Genomic DNA, 25240 nt, shown 5'->3' with positions numbered 1-25240 from the left:
CGGAAGGCGGCCGGAGTGCCCGGCGGGATGTGAGGCCCACCACGCGCGGTGAACACCCGTGCGGGATGGCAGGCTTGGAGGATGCGCCGATCGTCCACCCTGCTCGCCGGGGCCCTTCTCGCGGGTGTGTGCACCGTGTCCGCCGTATCCGCCGTGTCCGCCTCCGCCGCCGACGGGAACAACGGGAACGGAAACAGCGGAAACAGCGGAAACAGCGGAAACAGCGGGAACATCGGGAACAGCGGGAACAGCGGGAACAGCGGGAACAGCGGGAACAGCGGGAACAGCGGGAACAACGGATTCACGATCAAGGATCCGCGGATCAAGGAGTCCAGCGGCCTGGCCGCCTCGCACCTGCACCCCGGCATCTACTGGACCCACAACGACAGCGACGACGGCCCTTACGTCTACGCCGTGGACAGCCGCACCGGCGAGACCGTCGCCAAGGTCACCCTCAGCGGCATCGGCAGGCCGCGTGACGTCGAGGCCATCTCCATCGGCCCCGGCAACGAGATCTACCTCGGGGACATCGGCGACAACCTCGGCGGCACCTGGCCGTACGTGTGGATCTACCGGCTGCCGGAGCCGAAGGTGCTCAAGGACCAGACGGTCCGGGCCACGCAGTACGTGGTGAAGTACGCGGACGGGCCGCGCAACGCCGAGTCGCTGGTCGTGCACCCGAAGACGGGGCGCGTGTACATCGTCGACAAGAACGAGGACGGCGGCCACCTGTTCGAGGGTCCGGCGCGGCTGTCCACCTCCGGGACGAACGTCTTCAAGCCGATCGCCCCCGTCGACCTGTGGGCCACGGACGCGGCCTTCTCCCCGGACGGCACCCGGCTCGTCGTGCGCGGCTACTTCGGCGGCATCTCCTACGCCTGGAACGGCGGCAGGATCCAGCGCGAGGGCCGGCTCGACGTGCCCCTGCAACGGCAGGGCGAGTCGGTCACGTACAGCACCGACGGCACCAAGCTGATGTACGGCAGCGAGGGCGCCGAAAGTCCCGTACAGCCGGAGGACGCACCGGGGGACGGCGGAGGAAGCGGCGCGGGCTCCAAGGCGCCCTCGAAGGACGGGGATTCACAGGCATCGGGCGGCAACGGTGGCGGCGGCCTGTCGGGCACGCTCAAGACCGGCGGGGCGGTGGCCGTCGTCGCCGTGCTGGCGCTGTTCGGGCTGGGGCGCCTGGCGCGGCGCCGGCGGCGGCCGTGAGGAGGACGCACCCAGCGGACACGCCAGACCGGGACGCGCGCGGTTCGGGGAACAGGTGACCACGGCCAGGCACAGGTACGAGGGCCGCTCCAGGTAGAACCCCAGGGACAGGTCGTCACCGGAACCGAGCCGTTCGGTCGCGGAGGCGAGGAGGGCGGCCAGCCGGCCGGGGTCACGCTCGGTCCCGGCCGCGAACCGGGGCGCGTACTCGGCCAGCCGCGCACCGACCCAGTGGGCCGCCTGCCCCGGGTCGGGCCAGGTCCCGCGGACCAGGGACTCCGGCTTGACCAGCCAGTACGCCGTCTCCAGCGGAGGCAACCCGGAAGCGGGAAACTCGGCGGCGACCTCCCGGTACCGCTGGATCAACTCGGGCCGGCTGCCGGGCGGGGGCGGCTCGGGGTGCGGCGGCCGCCGCAGCGCGTCCTGATCGAAGCGGGCTTTCGGGCCGGTCCAGAGGTAACCGTGGTGGTGCACGGGCGGTCCCCTTCGATGGGCGGCCCCGACCGGCCGCGCGGCTCGGAACCGCGGAGACCGGATGGGGCCGTGGGTGCGGAGGAGCCTTCAGAGAGTCAGACCGAACCGCGTCGGATCGATCCCGGCCGCGCTCAACTCCTCCGAGCTGAACCGCAACGGCTCCAGATCGGGCCGCTTGCTGTCACCGAGGGCCCAGGCGTCCTCCCCGAGGCGGGCCAGAACCAGGCACCCCTCGGAGCAGGGCCCGCCGCATGCCTGCACGAAGGTGACGGAGGCGAGGTCGAGGGCGTAGAGGTCGTGTGTGTCGGGCATGGGGGTCCTTCCCGTATCGCCTTGTGGCTGGGTGATTGCTCTGGGTGATGAAGGTAGGACGGGAAGGGTGAACTCGGATGAGAATATTCGCCGTTATTCTCGCGCGGTCACTCTGGATGCATGGACATTCACCTAGCGGAGTCGGAATGCTGTGATCACGGACTCCGGCGAGCGAGGGAAGAGGTGGCTGCGCATGGCGCGGCGGTTACGGTTCAACGGGACGGGGAGCGACATCGACGGATGCCCGGCTGTGCACGAGGACTTGGACAGCGGGGAGGTGATCGTGCACGGTCCCCCGCTGACCGGCACGGACGACCTGGCCCAGCTCCAGCGCTTGTCGGAAGGAGAGGTCGCGGTCGTGGTGCCGCGTGAATTGCTGGTCGACTGGGGGCCGAAGGACAGGGCACGGCAGGCGCGGACGATCGACCTGAACGAGTTCAGAAGCTTGTTCAGGAAGTTCGAACACACCGCCTGGCGCCTGGAAACTCGTCGGCGGTACGCGAGCGATGAGGCCAGCGACCGTTGGCAGGGTTTCATCCAGACCGGACGTGTCATTGAGAACTGGCCGGAAGGCTCACCGGGCAGGGAATTCCGCGACATCATGCGCGCGCAGACCGCAGAGGGGAAACGCATCGAGCGGGTGCGGATCGTGGACCAGCCCCCCACTGCCGGGCAGCGGTACCTCCTCGACGGCGCGAGGTGGAACATCGAGTCCGGTGAGGACATCCGCAACATGTGGCGCGCCGATGCGGAACGACTCCGGCTCCCCGCCGAGGACTTCTGGCTGTTCGACAGCCGCCTCATCGCGCTCCTTCGGTTCGATGACGACGATCAGCTCACACACGTCGACCTGATCACCGAGCCCGCAGAGGTGGTGCGCTGCGCCATGATCCGGGATGCTGCTTGGCATCACGCCGTACGGTGGGAGCAGTTCACGGCGGAGATGCGCAGCGAAGTGTAGGAACAACAGTGGGTACCGGTGAGCACGGACTATCAGCGAGCGCGCGAAGAACTCGGCCGCCAACTCCGGGAAATGCGCCTCGAAAGCGCTGAGGGCCGGCTCACCGGTGCCCAGCTCGCACAGCGACTGGGTTGGCAGCAGTCGAAGATCAGTAAGCTGGAGAACGGTCGCCAGACGCCCACGGACGACGACTTGCGGGCGTGGGCCGAGGCTGTGGGGCGGCCTGCTGTGTTCCCGGAGCTGCGGGCACGACTCAGGGGCTTCGAGAGCCACATCCGTTCCTGGCAACGGCAGCTTTCCGCAGGGCACGCCCCTGTCCAGGAAACCTGGAACACCCTCGTCTCCAACACCACGACCATGCACGCGTTGAGCGGCGCAGCTGTCAACGGCATGCTCCATACTGCCGATTACGCTCGGCATATCTTCGAGCGGCACGCCGCACTCCGGAAGTCGCCGAAGGACGCGGATGCCGCGGTACGGGCTCGCATGAAGCGGCAGGAGTGGTTGTACCGACCGGGCAAGCGCTTGAATCTGATCATGCCCGAGAGCGTGCTGTGGGCTCGGATCTGTCCACCGGAGACACTCGCGGCCCAACTCGACCGGCTGCTTGGGGTAGTGGGCATGGACACGGTCCGCTTGGGCATCCTGCCGCTCGAAGGCGCGCTGCCGCTGGCTCTGGGTAACTCTTTCAACATGCTGGACGACCGCCTGGTCGTAGTGGAGGACTGGCACGCCGAACTCTGGCTCGACGATGCCGAAACGATCGCTCTCTACCGCCGCGTCTGGGACACCTTCGCGGAGTCGGCGGTCTTCGGTGCGGAGGCCCAGCAGGTCATCGCCCGGGTCCGCCGGAGCCTCAAGGTCTGAGGACGTAGGGCCGCACCACGTCGTCCTCGGACGGCCAGGCAGCGGCCGGCTGCGGACGATCCGGAACCGCCCAGCACGCCTCCTCGCGCGGAAACGGCAGGTAACACCTCGCCGCCCGGCACCGCTTGGCCCAGCGGCGCCACCGCGCTTCGTACGGGCTGGGCAGCCGCCATACGTACGGGTCGGGGGCCCGGACCTCCCGGCCGAGGTCCTGGTCGCTCATCTCGGGGGCGCCGGTGAGCAGCCGGACGACCGCGTCACGCACCCGCCGGAACGGCACGGCTCTCCTCCGCCGACTCCGCGAGGCGGAACCGCGCCCACACGCACTTCGTGTACGGCTCCTGGCGCCAGCCCCAGGCGTCGGACAGCGCCGCGACGAGGGCCAGCCCGCGCCCGCCCTCCTCGTCCGGGGTGGAGTGATGGGGCTGGGGCAGCCGGTCGCGGTCCGGGTCGGAGACCTCAAGGACCAACTCCGGCCCGTCCAGGATCAGCGTGACCCTGACCTGGGCGCAGGAGAGCCGGCAGTGCAGCACGGCATTGGTGACGAGTTCGCTGACCAGCAGGGTCACGGAGTCCGCGAGTTCGTCGGTGACGCCCCAGCCCGCGAGGGCTGCGCGGACGCGCTGCCGGGCGGCGGGGACGTGCCTTCGGTGCTTGGGGGTGCGGAAGGTTTCGGTTGAGGGCATGGCGGCGAAGCTACGGCTGTATTCCACGGGTCTGCAATACGCTTCAGTGAATGCATTCACTTGTCCACTCGATCGAGTGATGGGCTCTCGGAGGCGATGACCTCTGTGGCATCGTGGCTGCCAGAAGAGGGGAGGGCGCCATGCCCGCAGGTGGACGGCCGACCGTACGCAGTAGGCGCCTTGGTACGGCGCTCAGGCAGTACCGGCAAGCTGCCAAGCTCGACCAGCCGCAGGCCGCCGAGGTCATTGCCGCAAGCCAGGCCAGGATCAGTCGGCTTGAGAGCGGCAGTGTCACTGCGCGAGTCATCGAAGTGAGGCTGCTGCTGGACGCCTACGGCGTCGAAGACTCAGAGACGCGGGCCAAGCTGGAGGATCTGGCCAAGCACTCCAAGAAGCGGGGCTGGTGGCTGGAGCATGCGGAACACCTGCGGCCGGATTACCTGGACCACATCGCCCTGGAGGACGACGCGACGTACATCCGGGAGTGGCAGCAGGTGCTGGTGCCCGGGCTTTTGCAAACCCCGGCCTATACAGAGGCTGTCATCCAGACGAGTCCCACCTACATGGCTCCCGAGCGCGTCACCGAGATGGTCAAAGTGCGGGAGGCGCGCCAGGCGAAGATCGATGAGGGCGGGGCGACGTATTCCGCTGTCGTCTGGGAAGCGGTAATCAGCCATCCGCTGGTAGGCATCGATGTTCACCAGGAGCAGTTGTCAGCGATCCTGGAGGCTGGGGCGAGGAAGAACGTCACCGTCCAGGTGCTTCCGTTCAGCGTGGGAGCGCTGGCCACGGTCACCTCGGCCTTCTCGACGTTCAGCTTCGACTCTGAACCGACGGTCCAAGCGGTTGCCCTGGAGAACCTCAGAGGCACATCGGTCCTCGAAGGCTCCGAAGACCTTGCTGCTTACGCGAATATGTATGACCTACTACGATCGTCGGCACTGGCGCCGGACGCGAGCGCGAAGCTCATCCGGGGTGTACTGCGAACCTTGAAGGAAGACGCATCGTGACCGAGGTTATAGGCCCCTTCCGGAGATCGTCGCATTCGGGAGCGGAGAGCAACTGCGTCGAGGTGGCTCTCACCGTTGGCCACGGCCGGGCTTTCCGCGACAGCAAGCGGCAGAACGGCCCCCTTCTGACCGTCTCCCGCGAGGGTTGGCACGCTTTCGTCCGGCAGTTCGCCTAGGTATCACGTGTGAGGAGGCGCGCTGGTCGTGTTGGCACTGGCGTGCGGCTCATCCGGGACCGTACCGATCTGAAAGAGGAGTGACATGACCGTGGTCGTAAGTCCCTTCAGGAAGTCGTCGTACTCGGGGGCGGAGAACGCCTGCGTCGAGGTGGCCGACACTGCCCCCGGCGGCCGAGCCGTCCGCGACAGCAAGCAGCCGAGCGGCCCCCTCCTCACCGTCTCCCGCGACGGCTGGCACGCCTTCGTCCGGCAGTTCGCCTAGGCGCCAAGCGCACCGAGGGTCCACGAGCCGCAGGCTCTCACCTCATGCCACCCCGGGCCGGGAAGGCGGCGTGGAAAAGAAGTTGAGCCGCGCTGACGTACGCCAATAGCGTCCCGCCGGACCAAGCCGTCCAGGCAAAGTCCAAGCAAGGTCCGGGCAGCCACGTGCTGATGTGCGGGAGAGAAGCGGAGGGCCGCATGCGGACGCGCACGCTCAGGTTCGGGCTGTACGCCGATGAGCAGGGGCTCGCCCGGGTCCGGGAGATCCTCGCGGCGGCCGTGGCGGCGCGGAGTGCGCGGATCGCGGAGGAGACCGTGGTGCGCGCCCTCGACGGCGGGACGACGACCGCAGAGGCGTACGACTTGCTGGCCGAGCAGTGGGCCTGGGAGCACCCCGGCGGGGACAGCGGCGCGCGGGAGGCGGTGGAGCTGCGGGCCCGGCTGGTGTGCTCGCTGCGGACCTGGCGGGGGGTCCGCAAGGCGGTGCTCAAGGGACTGTGCCCGGAGGGCGACGCGCCGCACGTGTGCCAGGTGCCGTGGTTCGCGAGGCAGTGAGGAGTGACGAGTGACGGCGCTGGGCGAGGACGGGGGCGGACGGACGAGGGCGCCCGGCGGTCATCGCCGGGCGCCCTCGTCGTAGCGGACGTGCCGGGAACGGCTACAGCTTCTCGATCACATAGTCGACGCACGCCGTCAGCGCCTCGACGTCCGCCGGGTCGACCGCCGGGAACATCGCGACGCGGAGCTGGTTGCGGCCCAGCTTGCGGTACGGCTCGGTGTCGACGACGCCGTTGGCGCGCAGCACCTTGGCCACGGCGGCGGCGTCGATCTCGTCGGAGAAGTCGATCGTGCCGATGACCTGCGAGCGCTTGGCCGGGTCGGAGACGAACGGGGAGGCGTGCTTCGACTCCTCCGCCCAGCTGTACAGGCGGGTCGAGGAGTCCTTGGTGCGGGCCGTCGACCAGTCCAGGCCGCCCTGGCCGTTGATCCACTCAAGCTGCTCGTTGAGCAGGAAGAGGGTGGCCAGCGCCGGGGTGTTGTACGTCTGGTTCTTGCGGGAGTTGTCGATCGCCGTGGGCAGCGAGAAGAACTCCGGGATGTGGCGGCCGGAGGCGTGCACGCGCTCGGCGCGCTCGATCGCGGCGGGGGAGAACACGCCGATCCACAGGCCGCCGTCGGAGGCGAAGGACTTCTGCGGGGCGAAGTAGTAGACGTCGGTCTCGGTGACGTCGACCGGGAGGCCGCCCGCGCCGGAGGTGGCGTCCACGAGGACGAGCGCGCCCTCGTCGGCGCCGGCCACGCGCTTGATCGGCATGGCGACACCGGTGGAGGTCTCGTTGTGCGTGTAGGCGTAGACGTCGACGCCGGACTCGGCCTTCGGCTCGGGGTGGGTGCCCGGGTCGGCGGAGACGAGGGTGGGCTCGGCCAGCCACGGGGCCAGCTTGGCGGCCTTGGCGAACTTCGAGCTGAACTCGCCGAAGGTGAGGTGCTGCGACTTGTCCTCGATCAGACCGTGGGTGGCGACGTCCCAGAACGCGGTGGAGCCGCCGTTGCCGAGGATCACCTCGTACCCGTCGGGGAGCCGGAACAGCTCGCTGATGCCCTCGCGCACCTTGCCGACCAGGTTCTTGACGGGTGCCTGGCGGTGGGAGGTGCCCATGAGGGACGTACCGGTGGCGGCGAGGGCGTCCAGCGCCTCGGTGCGCACCTTGGAGGGGCCCGCGCCGAAACGTCCGTCGGCGGGCTTGATGTCAGCGGGGATCTCGATGTCGGCCACGAGTCGGAGGGTAGTCGGTGGGCGAAACCGGACGGAACCGTGTCCGTCCGATGAGACGAGCGTGCCGGGGAGGGAAGGGGGGAGGGAGGCATGAGTTTGCGTGGTGGCTTACGTGGTGGTGGCTTGTGTGGTTGTACGACGAGTGGGGTGTGGCTGTGGAAAACTTTCGGTGACTGTCCGTGAGCGGATGCATGCTGGAGCCATGACGGATCTCTCGGGGCTTGAGGCGGAGCTGCGGGGTGTCGTCCGGGGCGAGGTCGGCTTCGGCGCCACCGACCGGGCGCTGCACACCATGGACGCGTCCAACTACCGGCGCGTCCCGCTGGGGGTGGCCGCCCCGCGCGACGCCGACGACGTGGCGGCGGTGCTCGCAGTGTGCCGGGCGCGCGGTGTGCCGGTGGTGGCGCGCGGCGGCGGCACGTCGATCGCCGGGCAGGCCACCGGGACGGGCGTGGTGCTGGACTTCACCCGGCACATGAACCGCCTGGTCAGCCTCGATCCGGGGCAGCGGACGGCCGTCGTCCAGCCGGGGCTGGTCCTCGACCGGCTCCAGGAGGCCGCCGCCCCGCACGGACTGCGCTTCGGCCCCGACCCGTCCACGCACGGCCGGTGCACGCTCGGCGGCATGATCGGCAACAACTCGTGCGGCTCCCACTCGGTGGCCTGGGGCACGACCGCGGACAGCGTGCGCGAGCTGTCGGTGCTCACCGCGCGCGGTGAGCCGCTGCGGCCCGGGAGGGGCTGGGCCGGGGCGCCGCAGGGGCTGCGGGAGCTGGTCGGGGGCGAGCTGGCACGGCTGCGGACGGGCTTCCCGGAGCTGCCCCGCCGTATCTCCGGGTACGCGCTCGACGCCCTGCTGCCGGAGAAGGGCGCGGACGTGGCCCGTTCCTTCTGCGGCTCGGAGGGCACGCTCGGCATCCTCACCGAAGCGATCGTCGACTTGGTCGAGGCGCCCCGCGCGCGGGCCCTGGCCGTGCTGGGGTACGCCGACGAGAGCGCCGCCGCCGACGCCGCGCCCGCCCTGCTCCCGCTGGGCCCGCTCACAGTGGAGGGGATGGCCCGCGATCTGGTGCCGGGCGCGCCGGCCGACCTGCCCCGGGGCGACGCCTGGCTGTTCGTGGAGACGGGCGGCGACACCCCGGCGCAGGCCCGCGCGCGGGCGGAGGCGATCGCGGGCGCCGGCGACGCCGTGGACGCGCTGGTCGTCACCGACCCGGCCGCGCGGCGCGCCCTGTGGCGGGTCCGCGAGGACGCGAGCGGCACGGCCACCCGTATGCCGGACGGCACCGAGGCGTGGCCGGGCTGGGAGGACTGCGCGGTGCCGCCGGCCCGGCTGGGCGCGTATCTGCGGGACTTCCGGTCCCTGCTCACCGCCCACAACCTGCGCGGCACGCCCTACGGGCACTTCGGGGACGGCTGCATCCACGTCCGTATCGACTTCGACCTGCTGACGTCCGCCGGGACCGGCCGTTTCCGGCGGTTCTCGCGGGAGCTGGCGGAGCTGGTGGTGGCGCACGGCGGTTCCCTGTCCGGGGAGCACGGGGACGGGCAGGCCCGGGCCGAGCTGCTGCCGGTGATGTACGGCGCGCCGATGGTGGCCCTGTTCGAGCGGGCCAAGGCCGTCTGGGACCCGGACGGCCTGCTCAACCCGGGGATGCTGGTCCGCCCGGCCCCGCTGGACGCGAACCTGCGGTTCGCCGTGCTGCCGCGCGAGCCGGTGGACGTCGCCTTCGGCTACCCGGCCGACGGCGGCGACTTCACGGCGGCGGTACGGCGGTGCGTGGGCGTCGCCAAGTGCCGCACGACGGAGGTGTCCGGGGCCGCCGTGATGTGCCCGTCGTTCCGGGCGACCGGCGCGGAGGAGCACTCCACGCGCGGGCGGGCCCGGCTGCTGCACGAGATGCTCGCGGGCGAGCTGGTGACCGACGGCTGGCGTTCGACGGAGGTCCGGGACGCCCTGGACCTGTGCCTGTCCTGCAAGGGCTGCGCCTCCGACTGCCCGGTCGGGGTCGACATGGCCACCTACAAGGCGGAGTTCCTGCACCACCACTACGCGGGCCGGCGCCGCCCCGCCGCCCACTACGCGCTGGGCCGGCTGCCGGTGTGGCTGCGCTGGACCGCCCGCACCCGCACGGCCCCGGCCGTCAACGCGCTCACCGCCGTCCGCCCGCTGGCCGCCGTGGCGAAACGGCTGGCCGGAATCACACCCGAACGAGCGATCCCGCCTCTGGCGCCGGAGCCCTTCACCCGATGGTGGCGCGGCCACCGGCCGGGGGCGGTGCGGGCGGAGGACGGCGGTGAGGCGAGGCGCGGCGGCGAAATGGCGGTCGACGGTGAAGCGAGGCGCGGCGGCGATACGGCGGACGGCGGCGAGCTTGCGGATGGCCGCGAAGCGAGGCACGGCGGCGAGAAAGAAGGTGGCCGCGAAGCGAGGCGCGGCGGCGAGAAAGAAGGCGGCCGTGAGGTGAGGCGCGGCGGCGAGAAAGAAGGCGGCCGTGAAGTGGGGCGCGGCGGCGAGAAAGAAGGTGGCCGCGAAGTGGGGCACGGCGGCGGACTGGTCGTCCTGTGGCCGGACACCTTCACCGAGCACCTCTCGCCGTCCGTGGGCCGCGCGGCCGTGCGGGTGCTGGAGGCGGCCGGGCTGCGGGTGGCGCTGCCGCCGACCCTGCGGCTGCGCCGACCACCGGTCGGCGACGGCGTTTCCAAGCTCGTGAACCCGCTGGCCGTGCTGCGCGGCCGGGGCCGGGTCTGCTGCGGCCTGACCTACGTCTCCACCGGCCAGCTCGACCGGGCCCGCGCGGTGCTGCGCCGCACCCTCGACCTGATGGAACCGGTGCTGGAGACCGGCGCCCCGGTCGTCGTCCTGGAGCCGAGCTGCGCCGCCGCCCTGCGCACCGACCTGCCCGCCCTGCTGCCCGACGACCCGCGCGCCCACCGCCTGGCCGACCGCGTGCTGACCTTCGCGCAGACCCTGGAGAGACACGCACCCGCCTGGCGGCCGCCCCGCCTGGACCGGCCCGTCGCCGGACAGACCCACTGCCACCAGCACGCCGTGCTCGGTGACGGCGCCGACCGCCGGCTGCGCGAGGCGGCGGGCCTGACCGGGGAACTCTCCGGCGGCTGCTGCGGACTGGCCGGCGACTTCGGTTTCACGAGAGGCCACTGGGAGGTCTCCACCGCCTGCGCCGAGGAACAGCTCCTGCCGTCACTGCGCGAGGCCCCGCCCGGCACGGAGATCCTGGCGGACGGCTTCTCCTGCCGGACACAGCTGGAACAGCTGTCCGGGACCCGGGGCCGGCACCTGGCGGAGGTGCTGGCCGAGGCGCTGGACACCGAGGCGGACGCGGGGCCGGAGGCAGGGGTGCACGCGGGACCGGACGCACGGGAGGAGGGAAGCCAGGAGCGGCCGGGGCGGATCAGCTGAGCGGCCGAGGTGGGGAGGGGAGGCGGGCCAGGCGCGCTACGCGAGGGGCGAACACCCCGCCATGAGCAGCGCGTCCGGGCCTCGACGATGGCCGCATGCCCATGCCCATGCCCATGCCCATGCCGCTGAACCGTATCGCCGTCCTTTCCGACATCCACGGAGTCCTGCCCGCCCTGGAGGCGGTGCTCGCCGAGCCGGAGGTGGCCGCCGCCGACGCCATCGTGCTCACCGGTGACCTCACGGCCGGCCCGCAGCCCGCCGAGGTGCTGGACCTGCTGCGCGCCCAGGGCGAGCGGGTGCGGTGGGTGGCGGGCAACGCCGACCGGGAACGGGTCGAGTTCCGCCGGGGCGAGCGGACGGAGATCCCCGACCCGATCGGCCCGTTCGCGGCCGGGGCGCTCCGCGCGGAGCAGGTGGACTTCCTGGCCGGTCTGCCCCGGACGCTCACCCTCACCGTCCGTGGCCTGGGCGAGGTGCTGTTCTGCCACGCCACGCCGCGCGACGACGAGGAGATCGTCCTGGTCGACTCCGGCCCGGCCCGCTGGGCGGAGGTCTTCTCCGGGCTCGGTGACGAGATCCGCGCGGTGGTCTGCGGCCACACCCACATGCCCTGCGTCCGCCTCGCGCACAGCCGCCCGGGTCGTCAACCCCGGCAGTGTCGGCATGCCCTACGGCCGTCCCGGCGCCCACTGGTGCCTGCTGGGACCCGGCGCCGATCTGCGGGTCACACCGTTCGACGTGCGGGCGGCGATCGCCCGGCTGGTGGCGGAGTGCGGGTACGACGACATCGCCGCCTGGGCCGACTACTTCCTGGCACGCCCGGGCGACGGACGTGGAGGTGCTGGCGGTGCTCCGGAGCCGGATTCCTTCGGAATGACAGCTTCCGGGGCGGGGGCGTAAGTTCCATAAGAGGTTCACACGCCTGACTTGGTCCACTACTGTGGACGTGCAAGTACATCACGATGCACGATGGACGAAGCAGGGCCGCCGCCCGCCCCCGCTGGCGACCCCTGCCGCCGACCCTGCCCGCCGACCCCGGCGGACCCTGGCCCGCCGACCGGGCGGACCGGACCCTGCCCCTGCCTCGCCCCCGAACCAGCCCTTGGACCGCCCGTGAACACCCCCGACACCGCACCCCTGTCCTCGGCGCCGTCGTCCCCCGGAACCACGGCGGCGACCACGTCGACGGCCGCCTCGAACGCGGCCTCGACCTCGAACGCGGCCTCGACCTCGAACGCGGCCTCGACCTCGTCCGCGTCGGCGCCCGGCGCTCCGGGCGCTCCGGGTGCCCCCGGCGGGCCGGGCCGTCTGGGCTCCTTCGGGCCGGTCGGGCTGGTGCTCGCCGGGTGCGTCTCCGTGCAGTTCGGCGGCGCGCTGGCCGTGACGCTGATGCCGAGGGCGGGAGCGCTCGGTGTCGTGGCGCTGCGGCTGCTGGTGGCCGCGGTCGTGCTGCTGGTGGTCTGCCGGCCCCGGCTGCGCGGGCACTCGCGGGCCGACTGGGGCACGGTCGTCGTCTTCGGCGTCACCATGGCCGCGATGAACGGCCTGTTCTACCAGGCCGTGGACCGCATCCCGCTCGGCCCCGCCGTCACCCTCGAAGTGCTCGGACCGCTGGCCCTGTCCGTCCTGGCCTCGCGCCGGGCGGTCAACGCGCTCTGGGCGGGCCTCGCCCTGGCCGGTGTCTTCCTCCTGGGCGGCGGGGGCTTCGGCAGCCTCGATCCGGCGGGCATCGCCTTCGCGCTGGGCGCGGGCGCGATGTGGGCGGCGTACATCGTGTTCAGCGCCCGCACCGGCCGGCGGTTCCCGCAGGCCGACGGGCTGGCCCTGGCGATGGCGGTGGGCGCGGTGCTGTTCCTGCCGCTGGGCATCGCCGAGTCCGGCACGAAGCTGGCCGATCCGACGACCCTCGGCCTGGGCGCGGCGGTGGCCGTGCTGTCCTCGGTCCTCCCGTACACCCTCGAACTCCTCGCCCTGCGCCGCCTGCCCGCCTCCACCTTCGCCATCCTCATGAGCCTGGAACCGGCCATCGCCGCCACCGCCGGCTTCCTCGTCCTGGGCCAGTCCCTCACCCCCTTCGAGGCCGCGGCGATCGTCCTGGTCATCGCGGCGAGCATGGGCGCGGTGCGGACGCAGGTGGGGCGGGGGAAGGCGCCCGCGCCCCGGGTGGACGCCTGATCCGTTCCGCGACGGGAGGGGGCGCGGACGGACTAGAGTCGGCGGTGTGCCCCTGGGCCCCGCCGACGTGCGGCGGCCCTCGGTGCGGAGGACACGGAGGGAACGTCGAATGAGCGTGCAGCACACCGAAGCGGCGTCCGACGGCCCGCTGATCCCGCGCCCGGAGCGCACTCCGGGCGCCCTGCGTGCCGCGTGCGCCGTCGTGGCGCCGCAGCTTCTGCCGGCGTACGACCAGGCCAAGGAGCGGGCGCTCGCCGAAGCGGTGGAACACGGCTCGCTCAAGCCGATCCACGCCTACCTCGGTCACTGGGCGGCGCTCATCGAGATCGAGCGCCATCCCGACACGGCCAAGCGGTATCACCGGGCCGAGTACCTCGCCCAGGTCTCCGCCGAGCCGGAGCAGGCCCGTACCCATCTGGCCACGGCCGCCACCCTCTACCGCGCCGCCGCCGAAGCGGTGCGCGCGGAGTGACCTGACGCTGGGAGTACGTCCCCGACGGCGAGACCGTGGCGGCCGGTGCCCCACCGGAGTTCCTCGCCCAAGTGGAGAGGGCGGCCGACGAACTGGTGCGGGCCGCCGAGGCGCTCTTCCTGCACGGGCCCGCGTATCAAGGGACGGACGAGGGAGCCAGGCACGCGTTCGTCGCCGGCGGCTTCTTCGTGTACATGGTCACGGCGCGTTCCGAACTCGTCTCCCTCTGGCAGATCAGTCCCGCTCCCCTCGCCTGACGTCGAACCGCCCCCTCCCGCAGCCGTTCCTTCGTGCGGCCCGAACAAATTCATGCAAGCACGCTTGATTGTTTCTCGCCCCGCTGCCATGCTCCCCCCATGTCCGATCCGACGCCCGTCTTCGGTGACCTGTGTGAGGAAAGCGAGCAACTCGACCGGATGGTGGCCGAGTTGCGGAGCGAGCAGTGGGGGCTCGCGACGCCCGCTGCCGGGTGGAGTGTCGCTCATCAGATCGCGCACCTCGCCTGGACCGACCGTTCCGCGCTGCTGGCCGTCACCGATCCCGAGGGGTTCAAGGGGCTGGTGGAGAAGGCGCTCGCGGCGCCGGGCTCCTTCGTGGACCAGGGGGCGGAGGAAGGGGCCGGGCTGCCGCCCGGGGAGCTGCTGGAGCGGTGGCGGGCGGGGCGGGCCGCGCTCGACCAGGCGTTGCGGGCGGTTCCGGCCGGTGCCCGGCTGCCCTGGTACGGGCCGCCGATGTCCGCCGCGTCCATGGCCACCGCCCGGCTGATGGAGACCTGGGCGCACGGCCTGGATGTGGCCGGGGCGCTCGGGGTGACCTCCGCGCCCACCGATCGGCTGCGGCACATCGCCCGGCTGGGCTTCCGCACCCGCGACTTCGCGCACGTCGTGCACGGGCTGCCCGTCCCCGCCGAGCCGTTCCGCGTCGAGCTGCGCTCCCCTGCGGGGGAGGTGTGGGCGTACGGGCCCGAGGACGCCGCCCAGCGGGTCACCGGTCCCGCGCTCGACTTCTGCCTGCTGGTCACCCAGCGCGCCCACCGCGCCGACCTCGCCCTGACCGCCACGGGCCCCGGCGCCGACCGCTGGCTGGACATCGCCCAGGCGTTCGCGGGACCGCCCGGCGCCGGACGCGCCCCCGCCCGCAAGGGGGCCGCCCGGTGACCCCGCTGCGCATAGGCAACGCCTCCGGCTTCTACGGCGACCGCTTCGACGCCATGCGCGAGATGCTCACCGGCGGCGCACTCGACGTCCTCACCGGCGACTACCTCGCCGAACTGACCATGCTGATCCTGGGCCGCGACCGGCTCAAGGACCCGTCCGCCGGATACGCCCGCACCTTCCTGCGGCAACTGGAGGAGTGCCTGGGGCTCGCCCAGGAGCGCGGCGTGCGGATCGTCGCCAACGCCGGGGGCCTCAACCCCGCCGGACTCGCCGGGCGGGTGCGGGAGCTGGCCGGACGGCTCGGCATCCCCGTCCGCGTCGCCCACGTCGAGGGCGACGACCGCACCGCCGCCCACCCGGGCAGCCTCGCCGCCCACGCCTACCTCGGCGGCTTCGGGATCGCCGCGTGCCTGCGCGAGGGCGCCGACGTCGTCGTCACCGGACGCGTCACCGACGCCGCCCTGGTCACCGGGCCCGCCGCCGCCCGCTTCGGGTGGGAGCCCGGCGAGTACGACAAGCTCGCCGGCGCCGTCGTCGCCGGGCACGTGCTGGAGTGCGGCGCCCAGGCCACCGGCGGCAACTACGCCTTCTTCACCGAGCACCCCCTCGACCGGCTGCGCCACCCCGGCTTCCCGCTCGCCGAGATCCACGCCGACGGCACCTGCGTCATCACCAAGCACCCCGGCACCGGCGGCGTCGTCGACGTGGGCACGGTGACCGCCCAACTCCTGTACGAGACGGGCGGGGCGCGGTACGCCGGGCCCGACGTCACCACGCGCCTTGACACCGTACGGCTCACCCAGGACGGCCCGGACCGGGTACGGATCGACGGGGTGCGCGGGGAGGCGCCGCCGCCCACCCTCAAGGTCGGCCTCAACCGCCTCGGCGGCTTCCGCAACGAGGTCACCTTCGTGCTCACCGGACTCGACATCGAGGCCAAGGCGGACCTCGTACGGCGGCAGCTGGAGGACGCGCTCGGCGCCGCCGGCTCCCGGCCCGGCGAGGTGCGCTGGGAGCTGGTGCGCACCGACCGGCCCGACGCCGCCACCGAGGAGACCGCCAGCGCGCTGCTGCGCCTGGTCGTCCGGGACCAGGACCCGCAGGCCGTGGGCCGCGCCTTCAGCGGGGCCGCCATCGAACTCGCGCTGGCCGGCTACCCCGGCTTCCATGTCCTCGCACCTCCCGGCAAGGGCGCTCCCTACGGTGTCTTCGAGGCCGCCCGCATCCCGCAGGAGGACGTCCCGCACACAGCCGTCCTTCCCGACGGCCGCCGTATCGCCGTACCGGCGCCGCAGGGCACGCGCGCACTGGAGGACGTACCGGAACCGGAGCCGCCGGCGCGGCTTCCGGCCGGGCCCGTACGCCGCGCCCCGCTCGGCCTGGTCGCCGGGGCCCGCAGCGGCGACAAGGGCGGTGACGCCAACGTCGGCGTGTGGGCGCGCACGGACGACGCCTGGCGCTGGCTCGCCCACGAGCTGACCGCCGACCGGTTCCGTGAGCTGATCCCGGAGGCACGGGCGCTGCCCGTCACCCGGCACGTGCTGCCCGCGCTGCGCGCCCTGAACTTCGTCGTCGAAGGCATCCTCGGCGCGGGCGTCGCCGCCCAGCACCGCTTCGATCCGCAGGCCAAGGCCCTCGGGGAATGGCTGCGCTCCCGCCACCTGGACATCCCGGAGGCCCTGCTGTGACCGTCCTGCCCACCGCCCTGGACACCGGCTCCGCCGACTACCGGGCCCACCGCGAGGCCATGCTCGCCAAGCTCACCGAGCTGGCGGCCGAGCACGCCAAGGCGCTCGCGGGCGGCGGCCCCAAGTACGTCGACCGGCACCGGGGGCGCGGCAAGCTGCTCGCCCGCGAACGCGTCGAGCTGCTGCTCGACCCCGACACGCCGTTCCTGGAGCTGTCCCCGCTGGCCGCCTGGGGCAGCGAGTACGCCGTCGGCGGCTCGCTGGTCACCGGGATCGGGGTCGTCGAGGGCGTCGAGTGCCTGATCACCGCCAACGATCCGACCGTGCGCGGCGGCGCCAGCAATCCGTGGAGCCTGAAGAAGGCGCTGCGCGCCAACGACATCGCGCTCGCCAACCGGCTGCCCTGCGTCAGCCTCGTGGAGTCCGGCGGCGCCGATCTGCCCTCCCAGAAGGAGATCTTCATCCCCGGGGGCGCCATCTTCCGTGACCTCACCAGGCTTTCGGCGGCCGGCATCCCGACCGTCGCCGTCGTCTTCGGCAACTCGACGGCCGGCGGCGCCTACATACCCGGCATGTCCGACCACGTCATCATGGTCAAGGAACGCGCCAAGGTGTTCCTCGGCGGGCCGCCGCTGGTGAAGATGGCCACCGGCGAGGAGAGCGACGACGAGTCGCTGGGCGGCGCCGAGATGCACGCGCGCGTGTCGGGCCTGGCCGACTACTTCGCCGTGGACGAGCGCGACGCGCTGCGCCAGGCGCGCCGGGTCGTCGCCCGCCTCCACCACCGCAAGGCCCATCCCGATCCCCCCTTCGCCCAGCCTCCCAAATACGACAACGAGGAACTTCTCGGGATCGTTCCCGGCGATCTGAAGATCCCCTTCGACCCGCGCGAGGTGATCGCCCGGATCGTCGACGGCTCCGACTTCGACGAGTTCAAGCCGCTGTACGGGACCAGCCTGGCCACCGGCTGGGCCGGCCTGCACGGCTATCCGGTCGGCATCCTCGCCAACGCGCAGGGCGTGCTGTTCAGCGCCGAGTCGCAGAAGGCAGCCCAGTTCATCCAGCTCGCCGATCAGCGTGACATCCCGCTGCTGTTCCTGCACAACACCACCGGCTACATGGTCGGCCGCGAGTATGAGCAGGGCGGCATCATCAAGCACGGCGCCATGATGATCAACGCCGTCGCCAACTCCCGCGTGCCGCACCTGTCCGTGCTCATGGGGGCCTCCTACGGCGCCGGGCACTACGGCATGTGCGGCCGGGCCTACGACCCGCGCTTCCTGTTCGCCTGGCCCAGTGCCAAATCGGCCGTCATGGGGCCGCAGCAGCTCGCGGGCGTCCTGTCGATCGTCGCCCGGCAGTCGGCGGCGGCCAAGGGGCAGCCCTACGACGACGACGCGGACGCGGCGCTGCGCGCGATGGTGGAGCAGCAGATCGAGTCCGAGTCGCTGCCGATGTTCCTGTCCGGGCGGCTGTACGACGACGGCGTCATCGACCCGCGCGACACCCGCACCGTCCTCGGCCTGTGCCTGTCGGCCATCCACACCGCCCCCTACGAGGGCGCGCGCGGTGGCTTCGGCGTCTTCCGGATGTGAGGGATCGACCAGTGATTTCGACGGTACTTGTCGCCAACCGGGGCGAGATCGCCTGCCGTGTCTTCCGCACCTGCCGCGAGCTGGGCGTGCGCACGGTCGCCGTGCACTCCGACGCCGACGCGGACGCCCTGCACGGGCGTGTGGCCGACGCCGCCGTACGCCTGCCGGGCGCGACGCCCGCCGAGACGTATCTGCGCGGCGACCTGATCGTGAAGGCCGCCCTGGCGGCCGGCGCGGACGCCGTGCACCCCGGTTACGGCTTCCTGTCGGAGAACGCGGACTTTGCGCGGGCCGTCCTGGACGCCGGCCTGGTGTGGATCGGGCCGCCGCCCGGGGCGATCGAGGCGATGGCGTCCAAGACCCGCGCCAAGCAGCTCATGGGCATCGAGCCCCTCCAGGAGGTCACCGAGGCCGAGCTGCCGGTGCTGGTGAAGGCGGCGGCGGGCGGCGGCGGGCGCGGCATGCGGATCGTACGGCGCCTGGAGGACCTGGACGGCGAACTGGCCGCCGCGCGCGCGGAGGCGGCGAGCGCCTTCGGGGACGGCGAGGTGTTCACCGAGCCGTACCTGGAGGGCGGACGCCATGTCGAGGTGCAGGTGCTGGCCGACACGCACGGCACCGTGTGGACGCTGGGCACCCGCGACTGCTCCCTTCAGCGCCGCCACCAGAAGGTGATCGAGGAGGCCCCGGCGCCCGGACTGCCCGCGGCCCTGGAGCGGGAGCTGTACGAGCTGGCCGGGCGCGCCGCCCGCGCCGTCGGCTACGTCGGCGCCGGCACCGTCGAGTTCCTGGTCGCCGGCGGCCGGGCGCACTTCCTGGAGATGAACACCCGCCTCCAGGTGGAGCACCCGGTGACGGAGGCCGTGACCGGGATCGACCTGGTGGCCCTCCAGCTCCGGGTGGCCGAGGGCGAGGCGCTGGGACAGGAGCCGCCGCCCGCGCGCGGGCACGCGATCGAGGCCCGCCTGTACGCCGAGGACCCGGCCCGCGACTGGGCCCCGCAGACCGGCACACTGCACCGCCTGGCCGTCCCCGACGGCGTACGCCTGGACACCGGGTACACCGACGGCGACACGATCGGCGTGCACTACGACCCGATGCTCGCCAAGGTGATCGCCCACGCCCCCACGCGCGCGGAGGCCGTCCGCCGGCTCGCCGGGGCGCTGGAGCGGGCCGAGGTGCACGGCCCGGTCACCAACCGCGACCTGCTCGTCCGCTCGCTGCGGCACGAGGAGTTCACGGGCGGCCGCATGGACACCGGCTTCTACGACCGCCACCTCGCCGCGCTGACCGGGCCCGCCGCCGACCCGTACGCCCCGCTGGCCGCCGCGCTCGCCGACACCTGCGGCCGGTCCCGGTTCGGCGGCTGGCGCAACCTGCCCTCGCAGCCGCAGGCCAAGCGCTACCTGATGGCCGGCGAGGAGCACGAGGCGCGCTACCGGCACACCCGCGCCGGCCTGGCCGCCGACACGGACGAGGTGCGCGTGGTGCACGTGGACGCGCACCGGGTCGTCCTCGAAGTGGACGGCGTGCGCCGCCCGTTCGCCGTGGCCCGCTACGGCGACCAGGTGCACGTGAACGGCACCGCCCTGACCGCTCTGCCCCGCTTCCCCGACCCGGCCGCCCAGCGCGCCCCCGGGTCCCTGCTGGCCCCCATGCCCGGCACCGTCGTCCGCGTCGCCGACGGCCTGGCCGAGGGCGCCCCCGTACAGGCCGGCCAGCCCCTGCTGTGGCTGGAGGCCATGAAGATGGAACACAAGATCACCGCCCCCGCCACCGGCACCCTCACGGCCCTGCACGCGGCACCTGGGCAGCAGGTCGAGGTCGGCGTACTGCTGGCGGTGGTCCAAGCCACCTAGAGGCGCGGGACCGTAACACCCATGCGGCTTCGCCGCGTGGGCGCGAGCAACCACACTCAACTCGCACCCGGGAGACCACATGACCCCCGTCATCGAATCCGCAGAGCACAAGGCGCTGCGCGCAGCGGTCGCCGCACTCGGCAAGCGCTACGGCCGCGACTACCTGACCCGCACCGTCGCCGAGGGCCGCCCGCCCACCGAACTCTGGTCCGAGGCAGGCAAGCTCGGCTACCTCGGCGTCAACCTGCCGGAGGCGTACGGCGGCGGAGGCGGCGGCGTCACCGAACTCTCCCTCGTCCTGGAGGAACTGGGCGCGGCCGGCGCGCCGCTGCTGATGCTGGTCGTCTCGCCCGCCATCTGCGGCACCGTCATCGCCCGCTTCGGCACCGAGGAGCAGAAGCGCGCCTGGCTGCCCGGCCTCGCGGACGGCACCCGCGTCATGGCGTTCGGCATCACCGAGCCGGACGCCGGGTCCAACTCCCACCGGATCACCACCACGGCCCGCCGCGACGGCGAGGACTGGCTGCTCAGCGGCCGCAAGGTGTTCATCTCGGGCGTCGACACAGCCGACGCCGTGCTCATCGTGGGCCGCACCGAGGACGCCCGCACCGGCCGGCTCAAGCCCTGCCTGTTCATCGTCCCGCCGGACGCGGAGGGCTTCCGGCGCCGGCCCATCGAGATGGAGCTGAACGCCGCCGAGAAGCAGTTCGAGCTGGTCCTGGACGACGTACGGCTGCCCGCCGACGCCCTCGTGGGTGACGAGGACGCCGGTCTGCTCCAGCTGTTCGCCGGACTCAACCCCGAGCGCATCATGACGGCCGCGTTCGCCATCGGCATGGGCCGCTACGCGCTGGGCCGGGCCGTCGAGTACGCCCGGGAACGCTCGGTGTGGAAGGCCCCCATCGGCGCCCACCAGGCCATCGCCCACCCGCTCGCCCAGGCGCACATCGACCTGGAACTCGCCCGGCTGATGATGCGGAAGGCGGCCCACCTGTACGACGCGGGCGACGACATGGGCGCGGGCGAGGCCGCCAACATGGCCAAGTACGCCGCCGCGGAGGCCTGTGTGAAGGCCGTCGACCAGGCCGTGCACACCCTCGGCGGCAACGGCCTGACCCGCGAGTTCGGCCTCGCCTCCCTGATCACGGCCTCCCGGGTGGCCCGGATCGCCCCGGTGAGCCGGGAGATGATCCTCAACTTCGTCTCCCACCAGAGCCTGGGCCTGCCCAAGTCGTACTGACCGCCGCCCGGCGGGGCGAGGGGGAACGCGTTTTGCGGCGAGTACGCGGACGCCCCGGCGGGCGGACCGCCGTCCGCGACACCGCCCTCGCCCCGCACCGCCCGAACACGACCGACACCGCCCTCGCCCCGCACCGCCCGAACACGACCGACACCGTGACCGTGCCACGGGGCCGCCACCGGCGAGGCCCCGCGGCGACAGCCCAGGGAGCGCCCATGACCGCCACCATCGGCCGTAGCCGCACCCGCGGCGTCGAGGTCCTCAGCCTGGACGCCGTGGCCACCCGCAACGCGCTGTCCGCCGCGCTCGTCGGCGCCCTCACCGACGCCCTGACCGCGTGCGCGGACGACCCGGACGTACGCGCCGTCGTCCTCACCCACAGCGGCACCACCTTCTGCGCCGGCGCCGACCTGCGCGACCCGCCGCACCCCGACGCGCTCGTGGCGCTGCTCCGGCAACTCGTCGCCCTGCGCAAGCCCGTCGTCGCCCGGGTGACCGGCCACGTCCGCGCGGGGGGCCTCGGCCTGCTCGCCGCCTGCGACATCACGGCCGCCGCCACCACGGCCACCTTCGCGTTCACCGAGGTACGCATCGGAGTCGCCCCGGCCGTGATCACGCTGACCGTGCTGCCCCGCGCCGATGCGCGCGCCCTGGCCCGCCACTACCTCACCGGCGAGCGCTTCGACGCCGCCGAGGCCGTCCGCACCGGCCTGCTGACGCTCGCCGCGGACGACGTCGACGCCGCGCTCGCCCCGGTCCTTGACGGTCTGCGCAGATCCTCGCCCGAGGGCCTGGCCGAGACGAAACGGCTGCTCACGGCTAAGGTGCTGGAGACCTTCGACCGGGACGCGGCGGACCTGACCGCGCTCTCGGCCCGGCTGTTCACCTCCGACCAGGCCAGGGAGGGGATGACGGCCTTCCTCGAACGACGGGATGCCGCATGGGTGCTGTGACCGCAGCCGACCGCCGCCCCAAGCAGGACCGCAGCCGGGCCACCCGGCAGCGGCTCCTGCAGGCCGCCGTGGCCTGCCTGGCCGAGCACGGCTGGGCCGGCTCCACGGTGTCCGTCGTCGCCGAGCGCGCCGGGGTCTCCCGGGGCGCAGCCCAGCACCATTTCCCCACCCGCGAGGACCTGTTCACCGCCGCCGTCGAGTACGTCGCCGAGGAGCGCTCCACCGCCCTGCGCGCCGCGCTGCCCGGGACCGCGGCCGGGGACCGGCGCGCCGTCGTCGCCGCCCTGGTCGGCCTCTTCACCGGGCCCCTGTTCCGCGCCGCCCTCCACTTGTGGGTCGCCGCCTCCAACGAGGACCAGCTACGCGCGCGGGTCACCGAACTGGAGGCCCGCGTCGGCCGCGAGACCCACCGCATCGCCGTCGAGCTGCTGGGCGCCGACGAGTCCCGCCCCGGCACCCGGGAGACCGTCCAGGGCTTCCTGGACCTGGCCCGCGGCCTGGGCCTGGCCAACCTCCTCACCGACGACGCCGCCCGCCGCGAACGCGTGGTCGCGCAGTGGGCGGCCCTTCTCGACGAGGCACTGGGCTGAGCCGCCGCCCCGGGTCCCGTTCGCCCGGGGTTCCGTTCGCCCGGGGCCCGGCGTCCGTACGGACACCGGGCCGGCGGGCGGCGGGCGGCAGGGCTCAGCGCGCGATGTCCTCGTACCCGGTGACCTCGTGCGGGCCGCGCGGGCCGGGACCGATGTACCGCGCGGAGGGACGCACCAGGCGGCCGGTCCGCTTCTGCTCCAGGATGTGCGCCGACCAGCCCGCGGTACGGGCGCAGGTGAACATCGAGGTGAACATGTGCGCCGGCACCTGGGCGAAGTCCAGCATGATCGCCGCCCAGAACTCCACGTTCGTGGCCAGCACCCGGTCCGGGCGCCGGCTGTGCAGCTCCTCCAGCGCCGCCTTCTCCAGCGCCTCGGCCACCTCGAAGCGCGGCGCGCCCAGCTCCTTGGCGGTGCGGCGCAGCACCCGCGCGCGCGGGTCCTCGGCCCGGTACACCCGGTGGCCGAAGCCCATCAGCCGCTCACCGCGGTCCAGGGCCTGCTTGACGTACCCCTCGGCGTCCCCGGTCCGCTCGATCTCCTCGATCATGCCGAGCACCCGGGAGGGCGCCCCGCCGTGCAGCGGCCCGGACATCGCGCCCACCGCGCCCGACAGGGCGGCGGCCACGTCGGCGCCGGTGGAGGCGATCACGCGGGCGGTGAACGTGGAGGCGTTCATGCCGTGCTCGGCGGCGGAGGACCAGTAGGCGTCCACGGCCGCCACGTGCTTGGGGTCGGGCTCGCCCCGCCAGCGGATCATGAACCGCTCGGTGATGGAGGTGGCCTTGTCGATCTCCCGCTGCGGCACCATCGGCAGGCCCTGCCCGCGCGCCGACTGGGCGACGTACGACAGCGCCATCACCGCCGCCCGCGCCAGGTCGTCGCGGGCCTGCTCGGCGTCGATGTCCAGCAGCGGTTTCAGGCCCCACACCGGGGCGAGCATGGCCAGCGCCGACTGCACGTCGACCCGGATGTCACCCGAGTGCACCGGGATCGGGAACGGCTCGGCGGGCGGCAGCCCCGGGTTGAAGGCGCCGTCGACGAGCAGCCCCCACACATTGCCGAAGGAGACGTGCCCGACGAGTTCCTCGATGTCGACGCCCCGGTACCGCAGGGCGCCGCCCTCCTTGTCCGGTTCGGCGATCTCCGTCTCGAACGCGACGACTCCTTCGAGTCCGGGTACGAAGTCGGACATCAGGCGGCTCCTCGTGGTCAGTGCGACGACTGGTGCGTGGGGACGGCGGCCCAGTGTCGGAGGTCGGAAACGGGTGTGCGCCGGGCGCTGCTCGCACGCCGGCAGGTGTCCGCCGTACGGTTCCTCGGCCGGGTGCGGCGGCTCGCGGTCCGGGGCGGTCATCCCTGTCATGCCCCGCGCGGCCGGCGATCACCCCACCGGGGCGGCAGCAGCACGATATCCCCGAGTGCCATCGTTGGGGAGGGGGCGCGGCACTCAGTGCCACTCAGTGACCAAGGACACGCACCGGGACCCGGTCGCGGATACGGCAGGATGACCGGGTGACCGACCGAGAAGCCGGCGAGAGCGCGCCCTTCGAACTCGCCTCCATGCGCAAGCACTACCGCGCCGAGGGACTGTCCGAGGCCGAGCTGGCCGACACGCCCGTGGCGCAGTTCGCCCGCTGGTTCCAGCAGGCCGCCGCCGAGGCCCACCTGTTCGAACCGAACGCCATGGTCGTCTCCACCGCCGACGCCGAGGGCCGCCCCAGCTCCCGCACGGTCCTCCTCAAGGGCTTCGACGAGCAGGGCTTCGTCTTCTACACCAACTACGAGTCCCGCAAGGCCCGCGACCTCGCCGAGAACCCCTGCGTCAGCCTGCTCTTCCCCTGGCACCCGATGGCCCGCCAGGTCATCGTCCAGGGCATCGCCCGCCGCACCGGCCGCGACGAGACCGCCGCCTACTTCCGCAGCCGCCCGCACGGCTCCCAGCTCGGCGCCTGGGCCAGCGCCCAGTCCACGGTCATCACCACCCGCGGCTCCCTGGACGCCTCCTACGCCGAACTCGCCGCCCGCTACCCCGAGGGCGAGCAGGTCCCCGTGCCGCCGCACTGGGGCGGCTTCCGGGTGGCCCCGCGGTCCGTGGAGTTCTGGCAGGGCCGCGAGAACCGCCTCCACGACCGCCTGCGTTACGTCGCCGAACCCGACGGCGGCTGGCGGACCGAGCGGCTGAGCCCCTGACCGGCGGCCGTGCCTGCCGGACGTGGCCGCCGGGTGGGACTGCCGGGTGGGACTGCCTGGGGGGACTGACAGTCGGGACCGCCGGACGGACTGACGGGCCGTATTGACACGGCTGTGGTCCAGACCTCACCGTGATCCGCGACACGCAGCCACCC

The 25240-nt window shown here is 72.9% G+C and carries 24 protein-coding genes and 2 pseudogenes; 20 read left to right on the top strand and 6 right to left on the bottom strand.

Going from position 1 to position 25240, the window contains the following annotated elements; genetic code table 11:
- Positions 1 to 81: 81 nt before the first annotated feature.
- A complete protein-coding gene (locus tag ABZ858_RS04810; RefSeq protein WP_361372624.1) occupies positions 82 to 1212 on the top strand; it encodes a WD40 repeat domain-containing protein in 1131 nt (376 codons plus the stop codon).
- Positions 1213 to 1224: 12 nt separating this feature from the next.
- On the opposite strand, the pseudogene ABZ858_RS04805 reads toward ABZ858_RS04810, so the two are convergent.
- Together ABZ858_RS04805 and ABZ858_RS04800 are read right to left on the bottom strand one after the other, a co-directional pair.
- A pseudogene (locus ABZ858_RS04805) lies at positions 1225 to 1686 on the bottom strand (hypothetical protein); the annotation flags it as partial.
- An 87-nt stretch (positions 1687 to 1773) separates the two neighbouring features.
- Entirely contained in the window at positions 1774 to 1998 is a 225-nt protein-coding gene (locus ABZ858_RS04800; RefSeq protein WP_361372622.1) for a DUF397 domain-containing protein, read from the bottom strand.
- 193 nt (positions 1999 to 2191) lie between these two features.
- Between ABZ858_RS04800 and ABZ858_RS04795 the strand changes: the two genes are divergently transcribed.
- Together ABZ858_RS04795 and ABZ858_RS04790 are read left to right on the top strand one after the other, a co-directional pair.
- Complete coding sequence (locus tag ABZ858_RS04795; RefSeq protein WP_361372966.1) at positions 2192 to 2959, top strand: DUF6879 family protein; 768 nt, start codon at positions 2192 to 2194, stop codon at positions 2957 to 2959.
- 18 nt (positions 2960 to 2977) lie between these two features.
- On the top strand, positions 2978 to 3826 hold the full coding sequence (locus tag ABZ858_RS04790; protein ID WP_361372620.1) for a helix-turn-helix transcriptional regulator: 849 nt from the start codon (positions 2978 to 2980) through the stop codon (positions 3824 to 3826).
- On the opposite strand, the gene ABZ858_RS04785 is transcribed toward ABZ858_RS04790, so the two are convergent.
- Together ABZ858_RS04785 and ABZ858_RS04780 are read right to left on the bottom strand one after the other, a co-directional pair.
- A complete protein-coding gene (locus ABZ858_RS04785; protein WP_361372618.1) occupies positions 3816 to 4106 on the bottom strand; it encodes a hypothetical protein in 291 nt (96 codons plus the stop codon). The two genes, ABZ858_RS04790 and ABZ858_RS04785, sit on opposite strands and share 11 nt — an antisense overlap.
- Positions 4084 to 4512: an ATP-binding protein gene (locus tag ABZ858_RS04780; protein ID WP_361372616.1), complete on the bottom strand. Its 429-nt coding sequence runs from the start codon at positions 4510 to 4512 to the stop codon at positions 4084 to 4086. The genes ABZ858_RS04785 and ABZ858_RS04780 overlap by 23 nt, the downstream gene beginning before the upstream one ends.
- A gap of 140 nt (positions 4513 to 4652) precedes the next feature.
- Here ABZ858_RS04780 and ABZ858_RS04775 point away from each other — a divergent pair, with 140 nt between their 5' ends.
- From ABZ858_RS04775 to ABZ858_RS04760, 4 genes are all read left to right on the top strand, one after another.
- Positions 4653 to 5522 carry a helix-turn-helix transcriptional regulator gene (locus ABZ858_RS04775; RefSeq protein ID WP_361372964.1) on the top strand — a complete coding sequence of 290 codons (870 nt, stop codon included), beginning with the start codon at positions 4653 to 4655 and terminating at the stop codon, positions 5520 to 5522.
- Positions 5519 to 5698, top strand: a complete 180-nt coding sequence (locus ABZ858_RS04770) for a DUF397 domain-containing protein (RefSeq protein ID WP_361372614.1) — start codon at positions 5519 to 5521, stop codon at positions 5696 to 5698. Before ABZ858_RS04775 ends, ABZ858_RS04770 begins: the two co-directional genes overlap by 4 nt.
- Before the next feature lie 85 nt (positions 5699 to 5783).
- A complete protein-coding gene (locus ABZ858_RS04765) occupies positions 5784 to 5963 on the top strand; it encodes a DUF397 domain-containing protein (RefSeq protein WP_361372612.1) in 180 nt (59 codons plus the stop codon).
- A 197-nt stretch (positions 5964 to 6160) separates the two neighbouring features.
- Positions 6161 to 6517 (top strand): hypothetical protein, encoded by a 357-nt coding sequence (locus tag ABZ858_RS04760; protein WP_361372610.1) that lies wholly within the window; start codon positions 6161 to 6163, stop codon positions 6515 to 6517.
- 103 nt (positions 6518 to 6620) lie between these two features.
- Here the strand turns inward: ABZ858_RS04760 and serC are convergent, their stop codons facing one another.
- Positions 6621 to 7739, bottom strand: a complete 1119-nt coding sequence (gene serC / locus ABZ858_RS04755; protein WP_361372608.1) for a phosphoserine transaminase — start codon at positions 7737 to 7739, stop codon at positions 6621 to 6623.
- 202 nt (positions 7740 to 7941) lie between these two features.
- Between serC and ABZ858_RS04750 the strand changes: the two genes are divergently transcribed.
- The 12 genes and pseudogenes from ABZ858_RS04750 (at position 7942) to ABZ858_RS04695 (ending at position 22892) form a co-directional block, all read left to right on the top strand.
- On the top strand, positions 7942 to 11163 hold the full coding sequence (locus ABZ858_RS04750; protein WP_361372606.1) for an FAD-binding and (Fe-S)-binding domain-containing protein: 3222 nt from the start codon (positions 7942 to 7944) through the stop codon (positions 11161 to 11163).
- A 113-nt stretch (positions 11164 to 11276) separates the two neighbouring features.
- A pseudogene (locus ABZ858_RS04745) lies at positions 11277 to 12040 on the top strand (metallophosphoesterase family protein).
- A gap of 236 nt (positions 12041 to 12276) precedes the next feature.
- Positions 12277 to 13338 carry an EamA family transporter gene (locus tag ABZ858_RS04740; RefSeq protein WP_361372604.1) on the top strand — a complete coding sequence of 354 codons (1062 nt, stop codon included), beginning with the start codon at positions 12277 to 12279 and terminating at the stop codon, positions 13336 to 13338.
- Between the two features lie 109 nt (positions 13339 to 13447).
- Positions 13448 to 13810, top strand: a complete 363-nt coding sequence (locus tag ABZ858_RS04735; protein WP_361372602.1) for a DUF6247 family protein — start codon at positions 13448 to 13450, stop codon at positions 13808 to 13810.
- 35 nt (positions 13811 to 13845) lie between these two features.
- Positions 13846 to 14067 (top strand): hypothetical protein, encoded by a 222-nt coding sequence (locus ABZ858_RS04730; protein ID WP_361372600.1) that lies wholly within the window; start codon positions 13846 to 13848, stop codon positions 14065 to 14067.
- 99 nt (positions 14068 to 14166) lie between these two features.
- The gene (locus ABZ858_RS04725; protein WP_361372598.1) at positions 14167 to 14967 is read left to right on the top strand and encodes a TIGR03084 family metal-binding protein; all 801 of its coding nucleotides are present in this window, start codon (positions 14167 to 14169) and stop codon (positions 14965 to 14967) included.
- Positions 14964 to 16655 (top strand): acyclic terpene utilization AtuA family protein, encoded by a 1692-nt coding sequence (locus tag ABZ858_RS04720; RefSeq protein ID WP_361372596.1) that lies wholly within the window; start codon positions 14964 to 14966, stop codon positions 16653 to 16655. The genes ABZ858_RS04725 and ABZ858_RS04720 overlap by 4 nt, the downstream gene beginning before the upstream one ends.
- Entirely contained in the window at positions 16652 to 18250 is a 1599-nt protein-coding gene (locus tag ABZ858_RS04715; RefSeq protein ID WP_361372594.1) for a carboxyl transferase domain-containing protein, read from the top strand. Before ABZ858_RS04720 ends, ABZ858_RS04715 begins: the two co-directional genes overlap by 4 nt.
- Before the next feature lie 11 nt (positions 18251 to 18261).
- A complete protein-coding gene (locus ABZ858_RS04710; RefSeq protein ID WP_361372592.1) occupies positions 18262 to 20109 on the top strand; it encodes a biotin carboxylase N-terminal domain-containing protein in 1848 nt (615 codons plus the stop codon).
- A 79-nt stretch (positions 20110 to 20188) separates the two neighbouring features.
- The gene (locus ABZ858_RS04705) at positions 20189 to 21349 is read left to right on the top strand and encodes an acyl-CoA dehydrogenase family protein (protein WP_361372590.1); all 1161 of its coding nucleotides are present in this window, start codon (positions 20189 to 20191) and stop codon (positions 21347 to 21349) included.
- Between the two features lie 215 nt (positions 21350 to 21564).
- Positions 21565 to 22302 (top strand): enoyl-CoA hydratase family protein, encoded by a 738-nt coding sequence (locus ABZ858_RS04700; protein ID WP_361372588.1) that lies wholly within the window; start codon positions 21565 to 21567, stop codon positions 22300 to 22302.
- A complete protein-coding gene (locus ABZ858_RS04695) occupies positions 22290 to 22892 on the top strand; it encodes a TetR/AcrR family transcriptional regulator (protein ID WP_361372586.1) in 603 nt (200 codons plus the stop codon). Before ABZ858_RS04700 ends, ABZ858_RS04695 begins: the two co-directional genes overlap by 13 nt.
- 94 nt (positions 22893 to 22986) lie before the next feature.
- Here ABZ858_RS04695 and ABZ858_RS04690 read toward each other — a convergent pair whose 3' ends face one another.
- Positions 22987 to 24087, bottom strand: a complete 1101-nt coding sequence (locus ABZ858_RS04690; RefSeq protein ID WP_361372584.1) for a citrate synthase 2 — start codon at positions 24085 to 24087, stop codon at positions 22987 to 22989.
- A 320-nt stretch (positions 24088 to 24407) separates the two neighbouring features.
- On the opposite strand from ABZ858_RS04690, the gene pdxH reads away from it, so the two are divergent.
- Positions 24408 to 25085, top strand: coding sequence for a pyridoxamine 5'-phosphate oxidase (gene pdxH / locus ABZ858_RS04685; RefSeq protein WP_361372582.1), 678 nt, complete (start codon positions 24408 to 24410; stop codon positions 25083 to 25085).
- The last annotated feature ends 155 nt before the right edge of the window (positions 25086 to 25240 follow it).

It is taken from the genome of Streptomyces sp. NPDC047017 (genome assembly GCF_040644175.1).
In the GTDB taxonomy this organism is placed as follows: Bacteria; Actinomycetota; Actinomycetes; order Streptomycetales; family Streptomycetaceae; genus Streptomyces.
Note: the sequence above shows the minus strand (reverse complement) of the source record. Positions and strands in the feature narration are given on the sequence as shown.

Bases quoted from the DNA above. Each gene is read 5' to 3' on its own strand.
- ABZ858_RS04810 (WP_361372624.1), top strand. From the start codon at position 82: ATGCGCCGATCGTCCACCCTGCTCGCCGGGGCCCTTCTCGCGGGTGTG.
- ABZ858_RS04800 (WP_361372622.1), bottom strand. From the start codon at position 1,998: ATGCCCGACACACACGACCTCTACGCCCTCGACCTCGCCTCCGTCACC.
- ABZ858_RS04795 (WP_361372966.1), top strand. From the start codon at position 2,192: ATGGCGCGGCGGTTACGGTTCAACGGGACGGGGAGCGACATCGACGGA.
- ABZ858_RS04780 (WP_361372616.1), bottom strand. From the start codon at position 4,512: ATGCCCTCAACCGAAACCTTCCGCACCCCCAAGCACCGAAGGCACGTC.
- ABZ858_RS04775 (WP_361372964.1), top strand. From the start codon at position 4,653: ATGCCCGCAGGTGGACGGCCGACCGTACGCAGTAGGCGCCTTGGTACG.
- ABZ858_RS04765 (WP_361372612.1), top strand. From the start codon at position 5,784: ATGACCGTGGTCGTAAGTCCCTTCAGGAAGTCGTCGTACTCGGGGGCG.
- ABZ858_RS04760 (WP_361372610.1), top strand. From the start codon at position 6,161: ATGCGGACGCGCACGCTCAGGTTCGGGCTGTACGCCGATGAGCAGGGG.
- ABZ858_RS04750 (WP_361372606.1), top strand. From the start codon at position 7,942: ATGACGGATCTCTCGGGGCTTGAGGCGGAGCTGCGGGGTGTCGTCCGG.
- ABZ858_RS04735 (WP_361372602.1), top strand. From the start codon at position 13,448: ATGAGCGTGCAGCACACCGAAGCGGCGTCCGACGGCCCGCTGATCCCG.
- ABZ858_RS04725 (WP_361372598.1), top strand. From the start codon at position 14,167: ATGTCCGATCCGACGCCCGTCTTCGGTGACCTGTGTGAGGAAAGCGAG.
- ABZ858_RS04705 (WP_361372590.1), top strand. From the start codon at position 20,189: ATGACCCCCGTCATCGAATCCGCAGAGCACAAGGCGCTGCGCGCAGCG.
- ABZ858_RS04700 (WP_361372588.1), top strand. From the start codon at position 21,565: ATGACCGCCACCATCGGCCGTAGCCGCACCCGCGGCGTCGAGGTCCTC.
- ABZ858_RS04695 (WP_361372586.1), top strand. From the start codon at position 22,290: ATGGGTGCTGTGACCGCAGCCGACCGCCGCCCCAAGCAGGACCGCAGC.
- ABZ858_RS04690 (WP_361372584.1), bottom strand. From the start codon at position 24,087: ATGTCCGACTTCGTACCCGGACTCGAAGGAGTCGTCGCGTTCGAGACG.